The sequence below is a fragment of the Streptomyces sp. SCPE 10 genome (genome assembly GCF_051980735.1).
In the GTDB taxonomy this organism is placed as follows: domain Bacteria; phylum Actinomycetota; class Actinomycetes; order Streptomycetales; family Streptomycetaceae; genus Streptomyces; species Streptomyces misionensis.
This window is the reverse complement of record NZ_CP197069.1, coordinates 4796571-4813460: the sequence shown is the minus strand read 5'-3', so window position 1 is coordinate 4813460 and position 16890 is coordinate 4796571. Positions and strand designations below refer to the sequence as shown.

Sequence of the window (16890 nt, the reverse complement as noted above, 5' to 3'; positions counted from 1 at the left end):
TCCGGCCCGCGTCACCCAGCCCACGCCTTTGCGTACGACTGCCGTGCCTACCACTGGCGGGATCAGGCTGGCACGCCCACGACCGGCGGCCCCACCGGATACTGGTGGTATGGACGAACAGCCGGAAGCAGCCGTCGCCGGCCCGCCCCTGGACCGGCGGGCCGAGCTCAGCGAGTTCCTGCGCAGCCGGCGGGCCCGGCTGAAGCCGGAGGACGTGGGACTGCCCGACTTCGGCCGGCACCGCCGGGTACCGGGACTGCGCCGGGAGGAGCTGGCGCAGCTGGCCGGCGTGTCGGTGGCGTACTACACGCGCCTGGAACAGGGCAACGGCCGCAATGTCTCGGCGGAGGTCCTGGACTCCATCGCCCGCGCCCTGCGCCTCACCGACGCGGAGCACGCGCACCTGACGCACCTGGCCAAGCCGAAGTCGCACAAGAAGAGGCCCGCGGCCCGCCAGCAGCACGTGCGCCCGGCGCTGCGGCAGCTGCTGGACACGATGGAGGGCGTACCGGCGTACGTCGTGGGCCGGCGCTCGGAGATCCTCGCCTGGAACCGGATGGCGGCCGCGGTCTTCGGGGACTGGGAGGACCTGCCGGCGGCCGAGCGCAACTGGGCGCGGCTGGTGTTCCTGCGGCCCGAGTACCGGGAGCTGTTCGTCGACTGGGAGCAGAAGGCGATCGACATCGTCTGCGCCCTGCGCATGGACGCGGGCTGCTGGCCGGACGACCCGCGGCTGTCCGCGCTGGTGGGTGAACTCTCCGTCAAGAGCGAGGAGTTCCGCCGGCTGTGGGCGACGCACGACGTCAAGGAGAAGAGCCACGGCGTCAAGCGGCTGCACCATCCGCTGGTGGGCGACCTGGCCCTGAACTTCGAGTCCCTCCGGCTGTCGGACGGCACCGACCAGTCGCTGCTCGTCTATCACGCGGAACCCGGCTCCCCGTCCGCCGAGTCCCTGCGTCTGCTGGCCAGTTGGGGCACGGACGCCACCCGGGCGGGGACGTCCGCGCAGCCCCTCAGGCCCCGGCGTTCTCCTTCACCGTGATCTTGCCCTTGCGGATGGTGACCAGTCGGGGCGCCTTCTTCGCGAGGGCGGAGTCGTGGGTGACCATGACGAAGGTCAGCCCGTGCTCCTGCCACAGGCGTTCGAGTACGTCCATGATCTCGTCGCGCATGCCCTCGTCGAGGTTGCCGGTCGGCTCGTCGGCGAGCAGCACCTTGGGCCTCTTCACCAGCGCGCGGGCGATGGCGACGCGCTGCTGCTGACCGCCGGACATCTCCGAGGGCAGGTGGGTGAGGCGTTCGCCGAGGCCCACGGAGTTCAGCGCGTCGGCGGCCAGTTCGCGCCGTTCCTTCGCCTTGATGCCGAGGGGGACGAGGGCGGTCTCCACGTTCTCCTGGGCGGTGAGGGTGGGGATGAGGTTGAAGGACTGGAAGACGAAGCCGATGTTCTCGCTGCGGACCCGGGTCAGCCGGGCCTCGCCGAGCGTGGCCAGGTCCGTGCCGTCGAGGACGACCTGACCGGAGGTGGGGCGGTCCAGGCCGCCGAGCATCTGGAGGAGGGTGGACTTGCCGCCGCCGGTGGGGCCCTGGATGACGAGGCGGTCGCCGTCGCCGATGGTCAGGTCGACGCCGTCGAGGGCGTGGACGGTCTCCTTGCCCCGGGTGTAGCGCTTGGTGACGTTCTTGAGGTCGTACATGGTGGCTCCTGGGAGGGTTGGGGGTGGGTGCGCCGCGCGGCCGTTACTCCACCCGTCGCAGCGCGTCCGCCGGTCGCAGCCGCGACGCGCGCCAGCCGCCGAACGCCCCCGCGATCAGGCCGCCCGCCACCGCGAGGCACACCGCCAGGACGATGGTCGTCACGCTCACCGGGGCGGTGAGGGCGATCTCCAGGGACTTCGCCGCCTGCCGGCCGGGTCCGCCGAAGCCGGCGCCACCGCCGCCGAACGCGCCGCCGCCGGGCCGCCCGGCGCCGAAGCCGCCCCCGGTCGCGCCCAGTTGGGCGGAGAGGGTGGGGCTGATCGCGGTGACGACGTAGGCGCCCGCGAGGCCCAGGGCGATGCCGAGGACGCCGCCCACCAGGCCGTTGACGACGGCCTCGCCGACCACCTGCCGGGTGACCCGGCCCGATTTCCAGCCCAGCGCCTTCAGGGTGCCGAACTCGCGGACCCGGCGGGAGACCGCGGAGGAGGTGAGCAGCCCGGCGACCAGGAACGCGGCGACGAGCACGGCGATCGACAGCCACTTGCCGACGTTGGTGGCGAGCGAGGAGGCGGTGGACAGGGAGCCCGAGACCGTCTTGGCGAGGTCGGAGGAGGTGGTGACCGTGGTACCGGAGACGTTCTTCTGGATGGCGCTCTTGACGGTGTCGATGCGCTGGGAGTCGGTCGCCCTGACGTAGATCGTGGTGACCTTGTCCTTCTCGTCCGCGAGGGTCTGCGCCTGCTTCAGCGGGATGTACAGGTTGGCCGCGGAGTCGCCGCTGTCCGCGGTGGCGATGCCGATCACCTTGTACGCGGTGCCCTTGATGGTGACGGTGGAGCCGACCTTGTACTTCTTCTCCTTGGCGTAGGCCGAGTCGGCCACCGCCACCTTGGCGTCGGTCTCGGTGGTCTTGAAGCCGCGGCCGCTGGTGATCTTCGAGGAGGTCAGCGGGCCGAGCCCGGTCCGGGTGACGTCGGTGCCGTAGACCGAGTACTGGTTGATGCCGAAGTCGGCGCCGCCGCCCTTGACTTCGCCCTGCGGGCCGCCGGAGGCGCCGCCGCGCCGGAAGCCGCCGGCACCGCCGTCCTGCCGGAACTGGCCGCGGGTGAAGGTGCCGCTGACCTTGACCACGGAGAGGTTCAGCCCGCCGGCGGCCGCCGCCACGCCCCGCTGGCCCGCGACCTTGTCGACGGTGGAGGAGGCGAGGGTGGTGAAGCCCTGCACCCGGACCCGGTCGCTGCTCTGCGTCGTCTTGTCGCCCTCGCCGCGCGCGCCGAACTGGAAGCGGGGCTGCTGGGAGCCGGCGGCCGCGGGCGTGGCCGCCTTGGTGACCGTCATGTCCGTACCGAGGCCGTAGAGCGACTGCAGGACCTTGTCCTGGGCCTTGCCCATGCCGTTGGCCACGGAGTTGACCACGATGACCAGCGCGATGCCCAGCGCGAGGCCGGAGGCGACGACGAGCGCCGCCTTCCTGCGGCGACGCAGTTCGCGTCTCAGGTAGGTGAAGAACATGGCGGCACGTTAGGAGCGCGGCGTGACGACACCCTGAGGCCGTCCTGAGAGGGCGATGAGAAGGCCCGGAAACGGCGAGTGCCGCCCCCCGAGGGGGGCGGCACAGGCACGGGGTGCGGGAGGGGCTCAGACGGCCGAACCGGCCTTCCACTGGGCCCAGTCCATGTTCCAGCCGTTGAGGCCGTTGTCCGGGGAGACGGTCTTGTCGCCGGTGTGCCGGATGACCACGACGTCGCCGATCAGCGAGTGGTTGTAGAACCAGGCGGCCGGGGTGCTCGGGTCGCCGGCGCCCTTGACGTCCCGGAGGCCGACGCAGCCGTGGCTGGTGTTGACGCTGCCGAACACCGAGGGGGCGCCCCAGTAGTTGCCGTGGATGAAGGTGCCGGAGGTGGTCAGGCGCATGGCGTGCGGCACGTCCTTGATGTCGTACTCGCCCTTGCCGTCGTCGTCGGTGAAGCCGACCGTCGCGCCGTTCATGCGGGTCTGCTTGAACTTCTCCGAGATCACCATCTGCCCCTCGTACGTGGTGTGCTCGGGGGAGCCGGCGGAGATCGGGATGGTCTTGACGACCTTGCCGTCCTGCGTGACCTTCATCTGGTGGGTCTGCGCGTCGACGTAGGAGACCTGGTTGCGGCCGATGTGGAAGGTGACCGTCTTCTGCTGGACGCCGTAGACGCCGTTGGCACCCTGGACGCCGTCGAGGGCGAGCTTCAGGGTGACGGTGGAGCCTTCCTTCCAGTAGTCCTGGGGTCGGCAGTCCATGCGGTTGGCGTTGAACCAGTGGCAGGCGACCTCCTGGCCGCTGCTGGAGGTGACCGTGATGCCCTTCTGCACGGCCGCCTTGTTGGTGATCGCCTTGTCGAAGTTGATCGAGACCGGCATGCCCACGCCGACGGTCGAGCCGTTGTCCGGGGTGAAGGTGCCGATGAAGCTGTTGCTCGGGGAGACGGTGGTGAAGGACGCGTTCTCGTGGGCTATGCGGCCCTGCGAGTCCTTGGCCTCCGCGGCGATCTTGTAGGTGGTGGAGCGTTCCAGCTGGACCGTCGGCTTCCAGCTGGTCTTGTCCGCGGACAGCTGGCCGGCGACGCTCTTGCCGTCCTCGGTGGTCATGGTGACCGTGGTGAGCGTGCCCTTGCTGACCGTGACGGTGCCGGAGTTGTTGATCGACGCGTTGTTCGAGCCGTCCTTCGGCGTCACCGCGATCTGCGCCTCCGACGACTTCTTGGCCGCCGCCGCGTCCGCCTGGGCCTGCGATGATTCGCCGTTGCCGTGGGCCGAGGCCTTGTCCCCTCCGGAACAGGCCGAGAGCATCAGCACACCACCGAGCAGAGCGGACGCGGCCACCAGGCCCTTGCGCCGCTTACCGTCCGTCATCACAAACTTCTCCATCGTTGCCGAGTCGCAGATAACCCCGAGAGTTCCCCGTGAGGACCTTCAACGCTACGGCCGGTTCGTCCCGTTCCGGATCCGCCGGATTGTGGGGCACACCACCTCCGCCAGGTGATGGGCGGTCCCCCGCCGGGCGGTGCGTGGTGCGTGGCCGTTCCGTACGCCCCCCGAGACGGCGAAACCCCGGACGGCGGTTGCCGTCCGGGGTCAGGAGTGCCCCGGGACGCTCAGCCGATGCCGTCCTCTTCTTCGTCGTCGTGCCCATCATCCCCGTCCATGTCCCATTCGGGCGAGTCCGGGTCGTAGTCGATCCGCTCGCTCGACCAGGAGGCCTGCTGGAGCTCCACCCCGGGCACCTCGCTGACCAGGTCGAACGGATCCACGAGATACGCCAGCGCCTCCGCGGTGTCTTCCGTCACAGCACTCTCGGCCTGGCCGCGCTCGGCCTGGGGCAGCTCCGGATCGGCGGCGATCCGACGCAACGCGGCCTTGGCCACCGCGTCCTCGTCCCGCACCTCGACCACCAGCTCCACGCGAAGCCGCACAAAACGTGATGTCTCTTCGTCGTTCATGGCGCGAGCGTACGGCCGAAACCTCCCGTGACTTTCCCGTGACCCGCGCCTTTCACTAACATCGCCTCACACGGCCAATTCGCCAGCGTCACAAGGGGATCGATATTCCGTGTCATCCGCTCGCCGCCCGTTGCTGACCGCCACCGCCGCGGGCACCCTGCTCTGCGCCCTGTGGTTCGTCCCGTCCGCGAACGCGTCCCAGGAAACCCCGGCGAGAGACACGGCGTCCGGTTCCGTCCCGGCCCCCTCCGCGCCGGTCGCCGAGCAGGCCAGGGCGGTCTCGGCGGACACCGCGCGGACCGGTACCGGGGCGGCGGACGGCACCGCCCAACTCGCCGACACCGGTAGCCCCGACACCACGCCCTACGTCGTCGGCGGCACCCTGTTCCTCGCCCTGGGCGCCGGATTCGTGGTGTATTCGGTGCGCCGCGAACGCCTGGGTTTTTAATCTCCCTTGACTGATCTTTCACGGCGATTACATAGTTCGCTCATGAAGAGATCATCGGGCGTGCGACTGTGCGCCGCCGTCGCTGTGAGCGCGCTGTCGTTCGCCCTTGTCACGGGCTGTTCCGGGGAATCTTCGGACAGTTCCTCGGACGCCAAGGGCAAGAGCCCCGAAAGGGCGCTGAGTGCGGCCGAGTTGAAGAAGCTGGTCGTCACCGGGGACGAACTGCCCGGGTTCGACGTGGGGCCGGTCAAGCAGGCCGAGACCAAGCAGGTCACCACCGACAACGCGGACTGCCGCCCCCTGACACAGGTGCTCAGCGGGCTCCCGCCCGTCGACGCGCGGGCCAGCGCCGACCAGCTCGCCACCGAGAAGGCGCAGAAGCAGCCCGCGAGCAAGCCGACGTCCCTGGATGACCTGGACGAGGACGAGTTCGCGGGCGCGCTGCAGAAGTCCCTGGACCGGGACGTCACCACGGTGACGCTCGCCTCGTACGACGGCAACGGCGCCGAGCAGGCCCTGAAGGCGGTGTCGGCCGCGGTGAAGGCGTGCGCGGGCGGCTTCGTCGGCCAACAGGCGGGCAGCAAGGTGAACTTCACCAAGGTGACCGAGGAGAAGGCCGCGGGCGGCGGCGACGGCTCGGTGGCGTTCGCCGCGTTCAGCAGGACGGACGGGGAGACGGCCCCGGTCTACGGCGAGGTCGACCGGTACGGCACCACCCTGTCCGGCTACTTCACGGTGAACCTGGGCTCGATGATGGCCAAGAAGGCGTACGCGGTGACGCCGGCCGTGGTGAAGGCCCAGGAGGCCAAGCTCAAGTGACGTAAGCCAGGGGCCCTGTCCGACGACAGGGCCCCTTTTTTTTCACGGCTCGCCGCGCACGGCCTACCGCAACGGGCCGGTGACCGTCTCCGCGGCGGCGACCAGGTGGCCGCCGCGCACGAAGGCGTCGGCCGCGGCCAGGTCGGGGGCGAGGAAGCGGTCCGGGCCGGGGCCCTGGACGCCGGCGGCGCGGGCGGCCTCGATCACGGCCCGGGAGGCGGGCGCCGGGCTCAGGCCCTCGCGCAGCTCCAGGGCGCGGGTGGCCGCGTACAGCTCGACGGCGATGATCCGGGTGAGGTTGTCCACGGCGGTGCGCAGCTTGCGCGCGGCCGACCAGCCCATGGAGACGTGGTCCTCCTGCATCGCGGAGGACGGGATGGAGTCGGCCGAGGCCGGTACGGCGAGCCGCTTCATCTCGCTGACCAGGGCGGCCTGCGTGTACTGGGCGATCATCAGACCGGAGTCCACGCCGGCGTCGTCGGCGAGGAAGGGCGGCAGGCCGTGGCTGCGGTTCTTGTCCAGCAGCCGGTCGGTGCGCCGCTCGGCGATGGAGCCGAGGTCGGCGGCGGCGATCGCGAGGAAGTCGAGGACGTAGGCGACCGGGGCGCCGTGGAAGTTGCCGTTGGACTCCACCCGCCCTCCCCCGGAGCCGAAGGCCTGGGAGGTGCCCCCAGGCAGCACCACCGGGTTGTCCACGGCGGAGGCCAGCTCGCGCTCGGCGACCAGGCGGGCGTGCGCCATGGTGTCCCGGCCGGCGCCCGCGACCTGCGGGGCGCAGCGCACCGAGTAGGCGTCCTGGACGCGCGGGGCGTCGTCCTGGTGGTGGCCGGTGAGCTGGGAACCCTTCAGCACGGCCAACATGTTGGCGGCGGAGTCGCCCTGGCCCGGGTGCGGGCGGATGGCGTGCAGCTCGGGCGCGAGCACCTTGTCGGTGCCGAGCAGTGCCTCCAGGGTGAGGGCGGCGGTGACGTCGGCGGACTTGTAGAGGGTGTCGAGGTCGGCGAGGGCCATGATCAGCATGCCGAGCATGCCGTCGGTGCCGTTGAGGAGGGCGAGCCCCTCCTTCTCGCGCAGCTCGACCGGCTGGATCCCGTGCGCGGCGAGCAGTTCGCCCGCGGGCCGTACGACGCCGTCGGGGCCCTCGGCCTCGCCCTCCCCCATCAGGGTCAGCGCGCAGTGCGACAGCGGGGCGAGGTCGCCGGAGCAGCCGAGGGAGCCGTACTCGTGCACGACCGGGGTGATCCCGGCGTTGAGCACGTCCGCCATGGTCTGGGCGACCTCGGGGCGTACGCCGGTGTGCCCGGAGCAGACGGTCTTCAGCCGCAGGAACATCAGGGCCCGGACGACTTCCCGCTCCACGCGCGGGCCCATGCCGGCGGCGTGCGAACGGACGATGTTGCGCTGCAGCTGGGCGCGGAGTTCCGGGCTGATGTGCCGGGTCGCCAGGGCGCCGAAGCCGGTGGAGACGCCGTAGACCGGGTCCGGCTTGGCCGCCAGCGCGTCCACGATCTCGCGGGCCGCGGCCAGGGCGGCCACCGCCTCCTCCGACAGCTCGATGCGGGCACCGCCGCGCGCCACGGCGAGAACGTCGGACGCCGAGACACCGGACGTCCCCACCACCACAGTGTGCATATCCATATTCAGGAGCGTACGCATTGAATGCAGTGGTGTCACTAGTGGGGACCGGGAGCGCCCCTTACGGGACGGTGTGGCCTTCGCCTCACGGGGGCACGCCCTGACGGGGCCGTGGCCGACGTGCCGTGGCCGGCGGATCGGGGTCCGGCCGTCACGGGCGACGGCCGCGGAAGCGGCGGCGTTCGGCACGGGAGGGCGGCGGCTCGTCGGCGAGGCGTACGACCGGATCGTCCGGCCCCTCCCGGCCGGCCACCACGGGCCGGTCCGCGCGCATGGCCTTGGCCCGGTACTGGGCGGCGTCCGCGAGCCGGAAGAGCCGCCGGGCGTCGTCCACCGGGCCGATCGGGTCCTCGGTGGAGGCGACCCCGCAGGCCACCCCCTCGCCCAGCTCCAGCACGCCCGCCCGGCGGCACAGCTCGTCCGCCGCCTTGACCACCTCGTCGGCGGGCGGGCCGACCGCGAGCAGGCAGAACTCGTCCCCGCCGAGCCGCGCGGCGAGGGCACCCGGCACCATCGCCCCGCACAGCGACAGCACCGACCCGAAGCGCTCCAGGAGCCGGTCGCCCACCGCGTGCCCCTGGGTGTCGTTGACCCGCTTGAGCCCGTTGAGGTCGCAGACCACGAGGCTGACGACGGCGCCGTCCGCGCGGTGCCGCTCGATCGCCTCCTCCAGGTGGACGTCGACGGCCCGGCGGTTGGCGAGACCGGTGAGGGAGTCGGTGAAGGCGAGCCTGCGGGCCTCCTCCAGCTGCTCGGTCTGCGCGAGCCCGGCCGCCACGACCGCGGCGAGCACGGTGGCGAAGTCGGCGTCGGCGCGGTCGAAGACCGGAGCCCCGACGGCGCGGGCGACGTACACCTCCCCCCAGGCCCTGCCGTGCAGCACCACGGGGGCGACGACGCAGCAGCCGCGGCCGCGGCGGCGCAGGGCGGCGACGCGCTGGTGGAAGTAGCCGGGGGTGCCGGCGGCGGTGCCCTCGGCGGTCTCCACCCAGGCGTTGGGGCCACCGCCGCCGGCCCAGCGTTCGTGCAGGAACTCGGTGATCTCCGGGAACTGGTGCACCGGGTAGGCCTCGGCCTCCGGGAACTCCTGCTCGTCCGGGCGCCGGTCCCCGACGTTCACCAGCACCCGCAGCCGGCCCAGCTCCCGCTCCCACACCGACAGCGCGGCGAAACTGCCGTCCAGCGCGCGGCAGGCGCCGAGGGCGGCGGCCTGCCACGAGTCGCGGGGGGTGTGCGCCGCGGCCATCCCCTGGGCCAGCGCCACCACTGCGGCAAGCCGCTTGTCGTCAGCCATTACTCCAGGCTAGGGAGGTTTTGGGCGGTTTGTGACGTTGGCGGGCGGCGCGGGTGAGCGGTGGCCCCGGGCACCTACTCGCCCGGCCACTGCGGCTTCCGCTTCTCGTTGAACACGGCGACCCCCTCCGCCCGGTCCCCCGAGAACGCCACCGACCGCCAGGCCGCGTCCTCCACCTCCAGGCCGGTCCGCAGGTCCAGGCCGTGTCCGAGGCGCAGCGCCCGCTTCGCCGCCCGCAGCCCCACCGGGGAGTTCGCCGCGATCCGCGCGCCGAGCGCCAGCGCCTCGTCCCGGTCCCGGCCCTCCTCGACCACCTGGTCCACCAGCCCCAGCTCACCGGCCTCCGCGGCCTCCAGCCGCCGCGCCGAGAAGATCAGCTCGGCCGCCCTGGCCGCCCCGACCCGCCGCGGCAGCAGCTGCGTACCGCCGCCGCCGGGGATCACGCCCACGGACACCTCCGGCAGCCCCACCACGGCCGTGCGGTCGGCCACGATCAGGTCGCAGGAGAGCGCCAGCTCGAACCCGCCGCCCAGCGCGAACCCGTGCACCGCCGCGATCGTCGGCATCGGCAGCTCCAGCACCCCGGTGTACGCGCCCCGCGCCACCGGCCGCTGCCGCATCAGGTCGGCGTCGGTGAAGGAGTTCCGCTCCTTGAGGTCCGCGCCGACGCAGAAGGCCCGCTCGTGCGAGGAGGTCAGGACGACCACGCGCGCGTCCCGGTCCGCCCCGAGCGCCGTGCAGGCGGCCGCGATCGAGCGGGCCATCTCCGTGGAGACGGCGTTCATCGCCTTGGGCCGGTCCAGCACCAGCTCCGCGACGTACCCGTGCCGCCGTACCAGCACGAACTCCCCGAACCGCGCCTCGCTCATCGCATCCTCCGGTACACCTGTTAACGCGGGTTAACCCACTGTCGGCCCGATCATCGCAGCCGCACCCGATCACAGGAAACCCCGCACCGCTACGCCCGTTCGAGTGACATCACGGCCGTCTCCCCCCACATCACCCACAGGAGCGCATAGCGTGCGCTGCGCGGTGGGGGGAGAGGGAACATGCGAGCGACACGTACTCCGATGCGTACGACGACGGCACCGGCGGAGCCGGGCGGCCGGTTCCGCGGCTTCCGGCGCGGCCGGCACCGCAGGCCCCGCCACCGCAGGGCCCTGCTCGCCGTCGGCGGCCTCGCCCTCGCGGCGGCGGTTCTGAGCCTGGTCCGCATCTCCCCGGAGTCCGGCGTCGGCGCCCCGGGCACCGCGGCGGCCGAACCCCGGCTCGGCCCGGGCATCACCCCCGGCACCACTCCGGGACCCGCCCCCAAGGGTGGTTCCGCGACCACCACCGCGACCCGCGCCACCGGCCCCGACGCACTCGCCCCGGCGGCCTCCGGCCCGCGCGGATCGGACACCGCACCGGCACCCGGCGGCTCCGCACAGACGCCCGGCACCCCGGGCCGTTCGGCGGCACCGCCCCGGACGGTCACCGCCGCGCCGAGCGCCCCGCCCCGGCCGACGGCCCCGGCGCCCACCGGCTCCGCCCCGCCCGCCTCGCACCCCGCTCCGGCACCGACGCCCCCGCCCACGCCCGGCCCCGGGCAGAGCGCACCGGCGCCGGGCCCCGGCGGGCTGTGCCTGCCGGTGATCGGCCTCTGCGTGGACGTGACGGAGCCGCGCCGGGGCTGACGGCTACGCTTGCCGGCCGTCCCGGCGGGCGAGCAGCCACGGCTCGACCACGCCGAGCCCGCGCACGGGCCGCTGCCACATCGGCTGGAGCGCGAAGCGGTACGACGGCGGCTCCTCGCCCTCCTTCTCGGCGGCCGCCGCGGCCTCGGCCGCCTGCGCCTCCGAGGCGGGCGCCTCACGGGTGCGGATCAGCTCCTCGGCGAACGCGCTGTCCACCAGCACGGCGTCGCGCGGGGCGATGGAGGTCAGCCGGGAGGCGAGGTTCACCGTCGTACCGAAGACATCGCCCATCCGGGTGGTCACGGTGCCGAAGGCCATGCCGACGCGCAGCTCGGGCATCGTCTCGTCGTTGGCCAGCGTCTCCACCAGGCGCAACGCGATGTCCGCGGCCGTGCCCGCGTCGTCCGCGGCGTAGAGCACCTCGTCGCCGAGGGTCTTGATGAGCCGGCCGCCGCGGGCGGCCACCAGGTCGGCGGCGGTGGTCTCGAAGGCCTCGACGAGTTCGCCGAGTTCCTCCTCCTCCATGCGGCGGGTCAGCCGGGTGAACCCGACGAGGTCGGCGAAGCCCACGGCCAGGCGCCGGTCGACCATCTCCTCGTCGTCGGCGGCCTGGACGACCCGGCCGGTGGCGGCGGCGAGCTGCCGGCGCCAGACGTAGACCAGGAACTCCTCCAGCTCCGGCAGCAGCAGCTCGACCAGGGGGTACGTCACCTCGGTGCGGGTCATGCCGGGCTCGGGGGGCTCGGTCAGGCCCTCCAGGAAGGAATCGATCTGCCACTCCGCCAACCGGGCGGTGGTCTGGCCGGTCGAACGGGCCACCTGCACCGCCATGGCCTCGCTGAGCAGGCCCGCCTCCACCAGACCGGCGAGCCGGCGCAGGGCGAGCACGTCCGCCTCGGTGAGGGCCTTGGCCTGGCCTATGTCCGCGAAGCCCATCGCCCGCCAGAAGCGGGACGCCAGCTCCATGGAGACGCCTGCGCTGCGGGCGGCCTGGAAAGGGGTGTAGCGGCGCTCGGCGCCCAGGATGAGCTGTTCGAGACGGAGCGCGAGCGGATCCTCGCCGGAGTCGGCGGCGCTGGGGTCCGTCCGGCCTTGCTCGCCGGGGCCCGTGTCGTCGACGGTCACGCCTGCTGCCCTTCCGATCTGCCGCGGTCAGGTATCGACCGGCCTCAACTCTACGGCAGGTGTGCGCCAGCTCACTCCGTTGGGTTGCCGACGTCCACTTGTCCCGCACCGGCAGGTCCCCGCGCCCTCGGAGGCCCGTCATCAGCTTGCGGCCCCCGGCCGCCGCACGCACCCGCGGGCCACACGCACCCGGCCCGGCCGGGCGGCCCGCTCCGGGACACCGGGGCCGCGCCCCGCCGTCCCGTCGAGGCGCCGCGCCCCTGTCCCGCCAGGGGTCACGCCGGGCGCAGATGGACGATGTCGCCCGCGCCCACCGGTGCCTGGACGCCCTCCGCCGTGGCGATGACCAGTCGGCCGTCGCCGTCCACGGCGACCGCCTCGCCGACGAGGTCGCGGTCGCCCGGCAGCTGTGCCCGCACGGTGCGGCCGAGCGTCGCGCAGCCCGCCGCGTAGGCCTCCTGGAGGCCGCACGCGGCGGGGTCTCCGTCCGCCGCGCGCCAGCGGCCGTACCAGGTCTCCAGGGAGCGCAGCACGGCCCGCAGCAGCGGGTCGCGGTCCGTGTTCACGGCCCCCGCCAGCAGCAGCGAACCCGCGCCCGCGACCGGCAGTTCGTCCGCCCGCAGCGAGACGTTGAGGCCGAAGCCGATCACCACGCCGTCGTCGCCGGCCCGTTCGAGGAGGATGCCCCCGGCCTTGCGCTCCTCGCCGTCCACGGTCACCAGCAGGTCGTTCGGCCACTTCAGCGCCATGTCCACGCCCGCCGCCCGCGCCAGCCCCGTGGCCACCGCGACGCCGGTGAGCAGCGGCAGCCAGCCCCAGCGCTCGACCGGCACCCCGGCGGGCCGCAGCAGCACGGAGACGAAGAGGCCGGAGCGCGGCGGCGCCGTCCAGCGCCGGTCCAGGCGGCCCTTCCCGGTCGTCTGCTCCTCCGCCACCAGCACCGCGCCCTCCGGGACCGGCCCGGCCGCCACCCGGGCCACCAGGTCGTCGTTGGTGGAACCGGTGCGCTGCACCACCTCGAGTCCGGACCACAGGCCGCCCTCGCGCACCAGGGCCCGGCGCAGGGCGGTCGCGTTCAGCGGCGGGCGGTCCAGATCGGACCAGCGGCCGCGGTTGTCGTCTGCTGCATCTCGGGGCGTCATGCAAGCCACCCTAGGTGTGGCAAACGACGCAGTGCTGATCGGTAGGCCCCGCACTACTCTACGAACGAGTAACCGTCCCCCCTTTTGAGCAGGCAGGGAGCCGCATCCCGATGTCCGAGCCGGAAGAGCGTCAAGAGATCCAAGGGATCGACATTCACACGACCGCGGGGAAACTCGCGGATCTCCAGCGGCGCATCCACGAGGCGACGCACGCCGGCTCGGAGCGCGCCGTCGAGAAGCAGCACGCCAAGGGCAAGCTGACGGCCCGTGAGCGCATCGAACTGCTCCTGGACGAGGGTTCGTTCGTCGAACTCGACGAGTTCGCCCAGCACCGCTCGACCAACTTCGGGCTGGAGCGGAACCGGCCGTACGGAGACGGCGTCGTCACCGGCTACGGCACCGTCGACGGCCGCCCGGTCGCCGTCTTCTCCCAGGACTTCACCGTCTTCGGCGGTGCCCTCGGCGAGGTCTACGGCCAGAAGATCGCCAAGGTGATGGACTTCGCCCTGAAGACCGGCTGCCCGGTCATCGGGATCAACGACTCCGGCGGCGCCCGGATCCAGGAGGGCGTCGCCTCCCTCGGCGCGTACGGCGAGATCTTCCGCCGCAACACCCATGCCTCCGGCGTCATCCCGCAGATCAGCCTGGTCGTCGGCCCGTGCGCGGGCGGCGCGGTGTACTCGCCGGCCATCACCGACTTCACGGTGATGGTCGACCAGACCTCGCACATGTTCATCACCGGCCCGGACGTCATCAAGACCGTCACCGGCGAGGACGTCGGCTTCGAGGAGCTGGGCGGCGCCCGCACCCACAACGCCGTCTCCGGCGTGGCCCACCACATGGCCGGGGACGAGAAGGACGCCGTCGAGTACATCAAGCAGCTGCTGTCCTACCTGCCGTCCAACAACCTCTCCGAGCCCCCGGTGTTCCCCGAGGAGGCGGACCTCTCCCTGACCGACGAGGACCGCGAGCTGGACACCCTCGTCCCGGACAGCGCCAACCAGCCGTACGACATCCGCACGGTGGTCGAACACGTCGTGGACGACGGCGAGTTCTTCGAGACGCAGGCCCTGTTCGCGCCGAACATCGTCACCGGCTTCGGCCGGGTCGAGGGCCACCCGGTGGGCGTCGTCGCCAACCAGCCGATGCAGTTCGCGGGCTGCCTCGACATCGACGCCTCCGAGAAGGCCGCCCGCTTCGTGCGCACCTGCGACGCCTTCAACGTCCCGGTGCTGACCTTCGTGGACGTGCCCGGCTTCCTGCCCGGCGTCGGCCAGGAGCACGAGGGCATCATCCGGCGCGGCGCCAAGCTGATCTACGCCTACGCCGAGGCCACCGTCCCGCTGATCACCGTGATCACCCGCAAGGCCTTCGGCGGTGCCTACGACGTCATGGGCTCCAAGCACCTGGGCGCCGACCTCAACCTGGCCTGGCCGACCGCCCAGATCGCCGTCATGGGCGCCCAGGGCGCGGTCAACATCCTGCACCGGCGCACCCTCGCCGAGGCGGAGGCGAGCGGCGAGGACGTGGAGGCCGTGCGGGCCCGGCTGATCCAGGAGTACGAGGACACCCTCCTCAACCCCTACGTGGCGGCCGAGCGCGGCTATGTCGACGCGGTGATCATGCCGTCCGACACCCGCGCCCACATCGTCCGGGGCCTGCGTCAGCTGCGCACCAAGCGGGAATCACTGCCCCCGAAGAAGCACGGCAACATCCCCCTCTAGGCCCGCCGACCGACAGGAGCCGACATGACGATCAAGGTCGTACGAGGCAACCCGACCCCCGAGGAGCTGGCCGCCGCCCTGGCGGTGGTCCGGGCCCGCGCCGCGGCGGCAGCGGTGGCGCCGTCCGGCGCGCCGGGGCCGCGGGACGCGTGGGCGGACCCGTCGCGGATCGCCGCCGCGCGGGTGCCCCGGCCTGGCCCGGCGTCCTGGACCCGCACCTACTGGCCCAGCTAGGGAGGACCCCAAGGGGACTCCCCAGGGGACACGACGGCGGGGGCCGACTTGAGTACCGGTACTCAGGCGGCCCCCGCCGGCCGGGCCGCACGCTGGGGACATGTTGTGGTCGGACCCGGACGACGAGCCTCCGAAAGAGCTGCGCGACGCGCAGGACATGCTGCGGCGGCTCGGTGTCCTGATGGCCGTCGTCGTCATCCTGGCGATGACCGTGGCCGGTCTGCGGTAGCTCTCGGCGGCCCGCGCCGCATCGTCGCCGGGTGAGCCCCGGCGCATCCGGGTGACTAACCTGACGGCATGACCGCAACGCGCCGCAGGCGACTCGTGCTCGCCTCCCAGTCCCCCGCCCGCCTCGGCCTGCTCCGGCAGGCGGGCTTCGCTCCCGAGGTCGTGGTCAGCGGGGTCGACGAGGACGCCGTCACCGCTCCCACCCCGGCCGAACTGGCCCTCGCCCTGGCCGAGGCGAAGGCCTCCGTCGTGGCGGCGCTGCCCGAGCTGCAGGGCGCCCTCGTGATCGGCTGCGACTCGGTGCTGGAGCTGGACGGGCGCGCGCTCGGCAAGCCCGCCGACGCCGAGGAGGCCACCGCCCGCTGGAAGTCGATGCGCGGCCGGGCCGGTGTGCTCCAGACGGGGCACTGCGTCTGGGACACGCAGGCCAAGCGGTACGTGTCGGCGACCGCCTCCACCGTCGTGCGGTTCGGCGAGCCCAGCGACGAGGAGATCGCCGCCTACGTGGCCACCGGCGAGCCCCTCCACGTCGCCGGGGCGTTCACCCTGGACGGCCGCTCCGCGCCGTTCATCGAGGGCATCGACGGCGACCACGGCAACGTGATCGGTCTCAGCCTGCCCCTGGTGCGCAAGCTCCTCGCCGAACTGGGCGTCGCCATCACGGAGTTGTGGGAACCGGCGAAGTGAACCGGGCGGCGGGGACGGAGTCCTGCGGCTCCTCCCCGTCGCCGTCCTGGGGCTCCTGCGTGCGGCCCGCCACGGGTTCCCCCGCGGGGGCGGCGGCCGGTCCGTGCCCGGCCCTCGGCTCGCCGCCCGCCCCGCCGTCCCCGCCGTCCCCGCCGGGCACGGCCCGCGGTGCGGGGCCGCCGTCGCGGTCGTAGGACACCAGGAGCAGCACGAGGAGCGCGAGCACCACCACCATGACCAGGAAGGCCGTCCAGCCGACCAGGCCCCAGGCGAAGGCGCCCAGCAGGCCGTGCACGACGGCCGCGCTGACCAGCAGCACCCGGCCGAACCCGGCGGGCGCGCGGTCGCGGACCGCCACCAGCAGGGCGACCAGCGCGCACAGCGCGAAGTAGAGGCCGAAGACGACGCCGCCGATCTTCGAGGACGTCGACATCAGATGCGGGTCCAGGCCGGCCATGGACATCTTCTGCCGCTCCACGACCACGCCGAGGAACCAGTTCAGGGCCGCGACGCCGAGCGCCTCCACCAGGAGGACGACGGTCACCACCCACGCCACCGGCCTGCGCACCACCGATCCCCACCCACTCTCGAACCGTTCGCTGTTACCCGCAGTAGTGCGGGGCGCCGTGAACGCTACTAACGGGTAAACCAGGGGACAAGGGTTCGCGCGGCAGCAAAGAATCGTTGGGCCATTCGTAGGGACT

Annotated in this window: 18 protein-coding genes; 8 read left to right on the top strand and 10 right to left on the bottom strand. The window is 72.7% G+C overall.

Going from position 1 to position 16890, the window contains the following annotated elements; all coding sequences use genetic code 11:
* Positions 1–109: 109 nt before the first annotated feature.
* Positions 110–1042, top strand: a complete 933-nt coding sequence (locus tag ACSP97_RS22430; RefSeq protein WP_355145773.1) for a helix-turn-helix transcriptional regulator — start codon at positions 110–112, stop codon at positions 1040–1042.
* Here ACSP97_RS22430 and ACSP97_RS22425 read toward each other — a convergent pair.
* From ACSP97_RS22425 to ACSP97_RS22410, 4 genes are all read right to left on the bottom strand, one after another.
* Entirely contained in the window at positions 1014–1697 is a 684-nt protein-coding gene (locus ACSP97_RS22425; RefSeq protein WP_355145771.1) for an ABC transporter ATP-binding protein, read from the bottom strand. The two genes, ACSP97_RS22430 and ACSP97_RS22425, sit on opposite strands and share 29 nt — an antisense overlap.
* Positions 1698–1740: 43 nt before the next feature.
* Positions 1741–3213 (bottom strand): ABC transporter permease, encoded by a 1473-nt coding sequence (locus ACSP97_RS22420; protein ID WP_358270770.1) that lies wholly within the window; start codon positions 3211–3213, stop codon positions 1741–1743.
* A gap of 126 nt (positions 3214–3339) precedes the next feature.
* Positions 3340–4587 (bottom strand): L,D-transpeptidase, encoded by a 1248-nt coding sequence (locus ACSP97_RS22415; RefSeq protein ID WP_355145767.1) that lies wholly within the window; start codon positions 4585–4587, stop codon positions 3340–3342.
* A 242-nt stretch (positions 4588–4829) separates the two neighbouring features.
* Entirely contained in the window at positions 4830–5174 is a 345-nt protein-coding gene (locus ACSP97_RS22410; RefSeq protein ID WP_355145765.1) for a hypothetical protein, read from the bottom strand.
* 109 nt (positions 5175–5283) lie between these two features.
* Between ACSP97_RS22410 and ACSP97_RS22405 the strand changes: the two genes are divergently transcribed.
* Positions 5284–5622, top strand: a complete 339-nt coding sequence (locus ACSP97_RS22405; protein ID WP_355145763.1) for an LAETG motif-containing sortase-dependent surface protein — start codon at positions 5284–5286, stop codon at positions 5620–5622.
* Positions 5623–5664: 42 nt separating this feature from the next.
* Positions 5665–6441, top strand: coding sequence for a hypothetical protein (locus ACSP97_RS22400; protein ID WP_440553948.1), 777 nt, complete (start codon positions 5665–5667; stop codon positions 6439–6441).
* A gap of 63 nt (positions 6442–6504) precedes the next feature.
* On the opposite strand, the gene hutH is transcribed toward ACSP97_RS22400, so the two are convergent.
* The 3 genes from hutH to ACSP97_RS22385 all read right to left on the bottom strand — a co-directional run bounded on the left by hutH (position 6505) and on the right by ACSP97_RS22385 (position 10239).
* Positions 6505–8073, bottom strand: a complete 1569-nt coding sequence (hutH, locus tag ACSP97_RS22395) for a histidine ammonia-lyase (protein WP_355324590.1) — start codon at positions 8071–8073, stop codon at positions 6505–6507.
* A gap of 154 nt (positions 8074–8227) precedes the next feature.
* Positions 8228–9370, bottom strand: coding sequence for a GGDEF domain-containing protein (locus tag ACSP97_RS22390; protein WP_355145759.1), 1143 nt, complete (start codon positions 9368–9370; stop codon positions 8228–8230).
* A 74-nt stretch (positions 9371–9444) separates the two neighbouring features.
* Entirely contained in the window at positions 9445–10239 is a 795-nt protein-coding gene (locus tag ACSP97_RS22385) for an enoyl-CoA hydratase/isomerase family protein (RefSeq protein ID WP_440553945.1), read from the bottom strand.
* A gap of 180 nt (positions 10240–10419) precedes the next feature.
* Between ACSP97_RS22385 and ACSP97_RS22380 the strand changes: the two genes are divergently transcribed.
* Positions 10420–11046, top strand: a complete 627-nt coding sequence (locus tag ACSP97_RS22380) for a hypothetical protein (protein WP_440553943.1) — start codon at positions 10420–10422, stop codon at positions 11044–11046.
* A gap of 3 nt (positions 11047–11049) precedes the next feature.
* Here the strand turns inward: ACSP97_RS22380 and ACSP97_RS22375 are convergent, their stop codons facing one another.
* Positions 11050–12171 (bottom strand): adenylate/guanylate cyclase domain-containing protein, encoded by a 1122-nt coding sequence (locus tag ACSP97_RS22375; RefSeq protein WP_355145755.1) that lies wholly within the window; start codon positions 12169–12171, stop codon positions 11050–11052.
* Positions 12172–12446: 275 nt separating this feature from the next.
* On the bottom strand, positions 12447–13313 hold the full coding sequence (locus ACSP97_RS22370; protein ID WP_440553941.1) for a biotin--[acetyl-CoA-carboxylase] ligase: 867 nt from the start codon (positions 13311–13313) through the stop codon (positions 12447–12449).
* Positions 13314–13423: 110 nt separating this feature from the next.
* Between ACSP97_RS22370 and ACSP97_RS22365 the strand changes: the two genes are divergently transcribed.
* The 4 genes from ACSP97_RS22365 to ACSP97_RS22350 all read left to right on the top strand — a co-directional run bounded on the left by ACSP97_RS22365 (position 13424) and on the right by ACSP97_RS22350 (position 16186).
* A complete protein-coding gene (locus ACSP97_RS22365; protein WP_355145751.1) occupies positions 13424–15037 on the top strand; it encodes an acyl-CoA carboxylase subunit beta in 1614 nt (537 codons plus the stop codon).
* 24 nt (positions 15038–15061) lie between these two features.
* On the top strand, positions 15062–15271 hold the full coding sequence (locus tag ACSP97_RS22360; protein WP_180329689.1) for an acyl-CoA carboxylase epsilon subunit: 210 nt from the start codon (positions 15062–15064) through the stop codon (positions 15269–15271).
* Positions 15272–15371: 100 nt separating this feature from the next.
* A complete protein-coding gene (gene mmpB / locus ACSP97_RS22355) occupies positions 15372–15500 on the top strand; it encodes a morphogenic membrane protein MmpB (protein WP_355145749.1) in 129 nt (42 codons plus the stop codon).
* Between the two features lie 68 nt (positions 15501–15568).
* On the top strand, positions 15569–16186 hold the full coding sequence (locus ACSP97_RS22350) for a Maf family protein (RefSeq protein WP_355531919.1): 618 nt from the start codon (positions 15569–15571) through the stop codon (positions 16184–16186).
* Here ACSP97_RS22350 and ACSP97_RS22345 read toward each other — a convergent pair.
* Complete coding sequence (locus ACSP97_RS22345; protein WP_391869755.1) at positions 16158–16754, bottom strand: hypothetical protein; 597 nt, start codon at positions 16752–16754, stop codon at positions 16158–16160. The genes ACSP97_RS22350 and ACSP97_RS22345 overlap by 29 nt on opposite strands.
* Positions 16755–16890 lie beyond the last annotated feature (136 nt).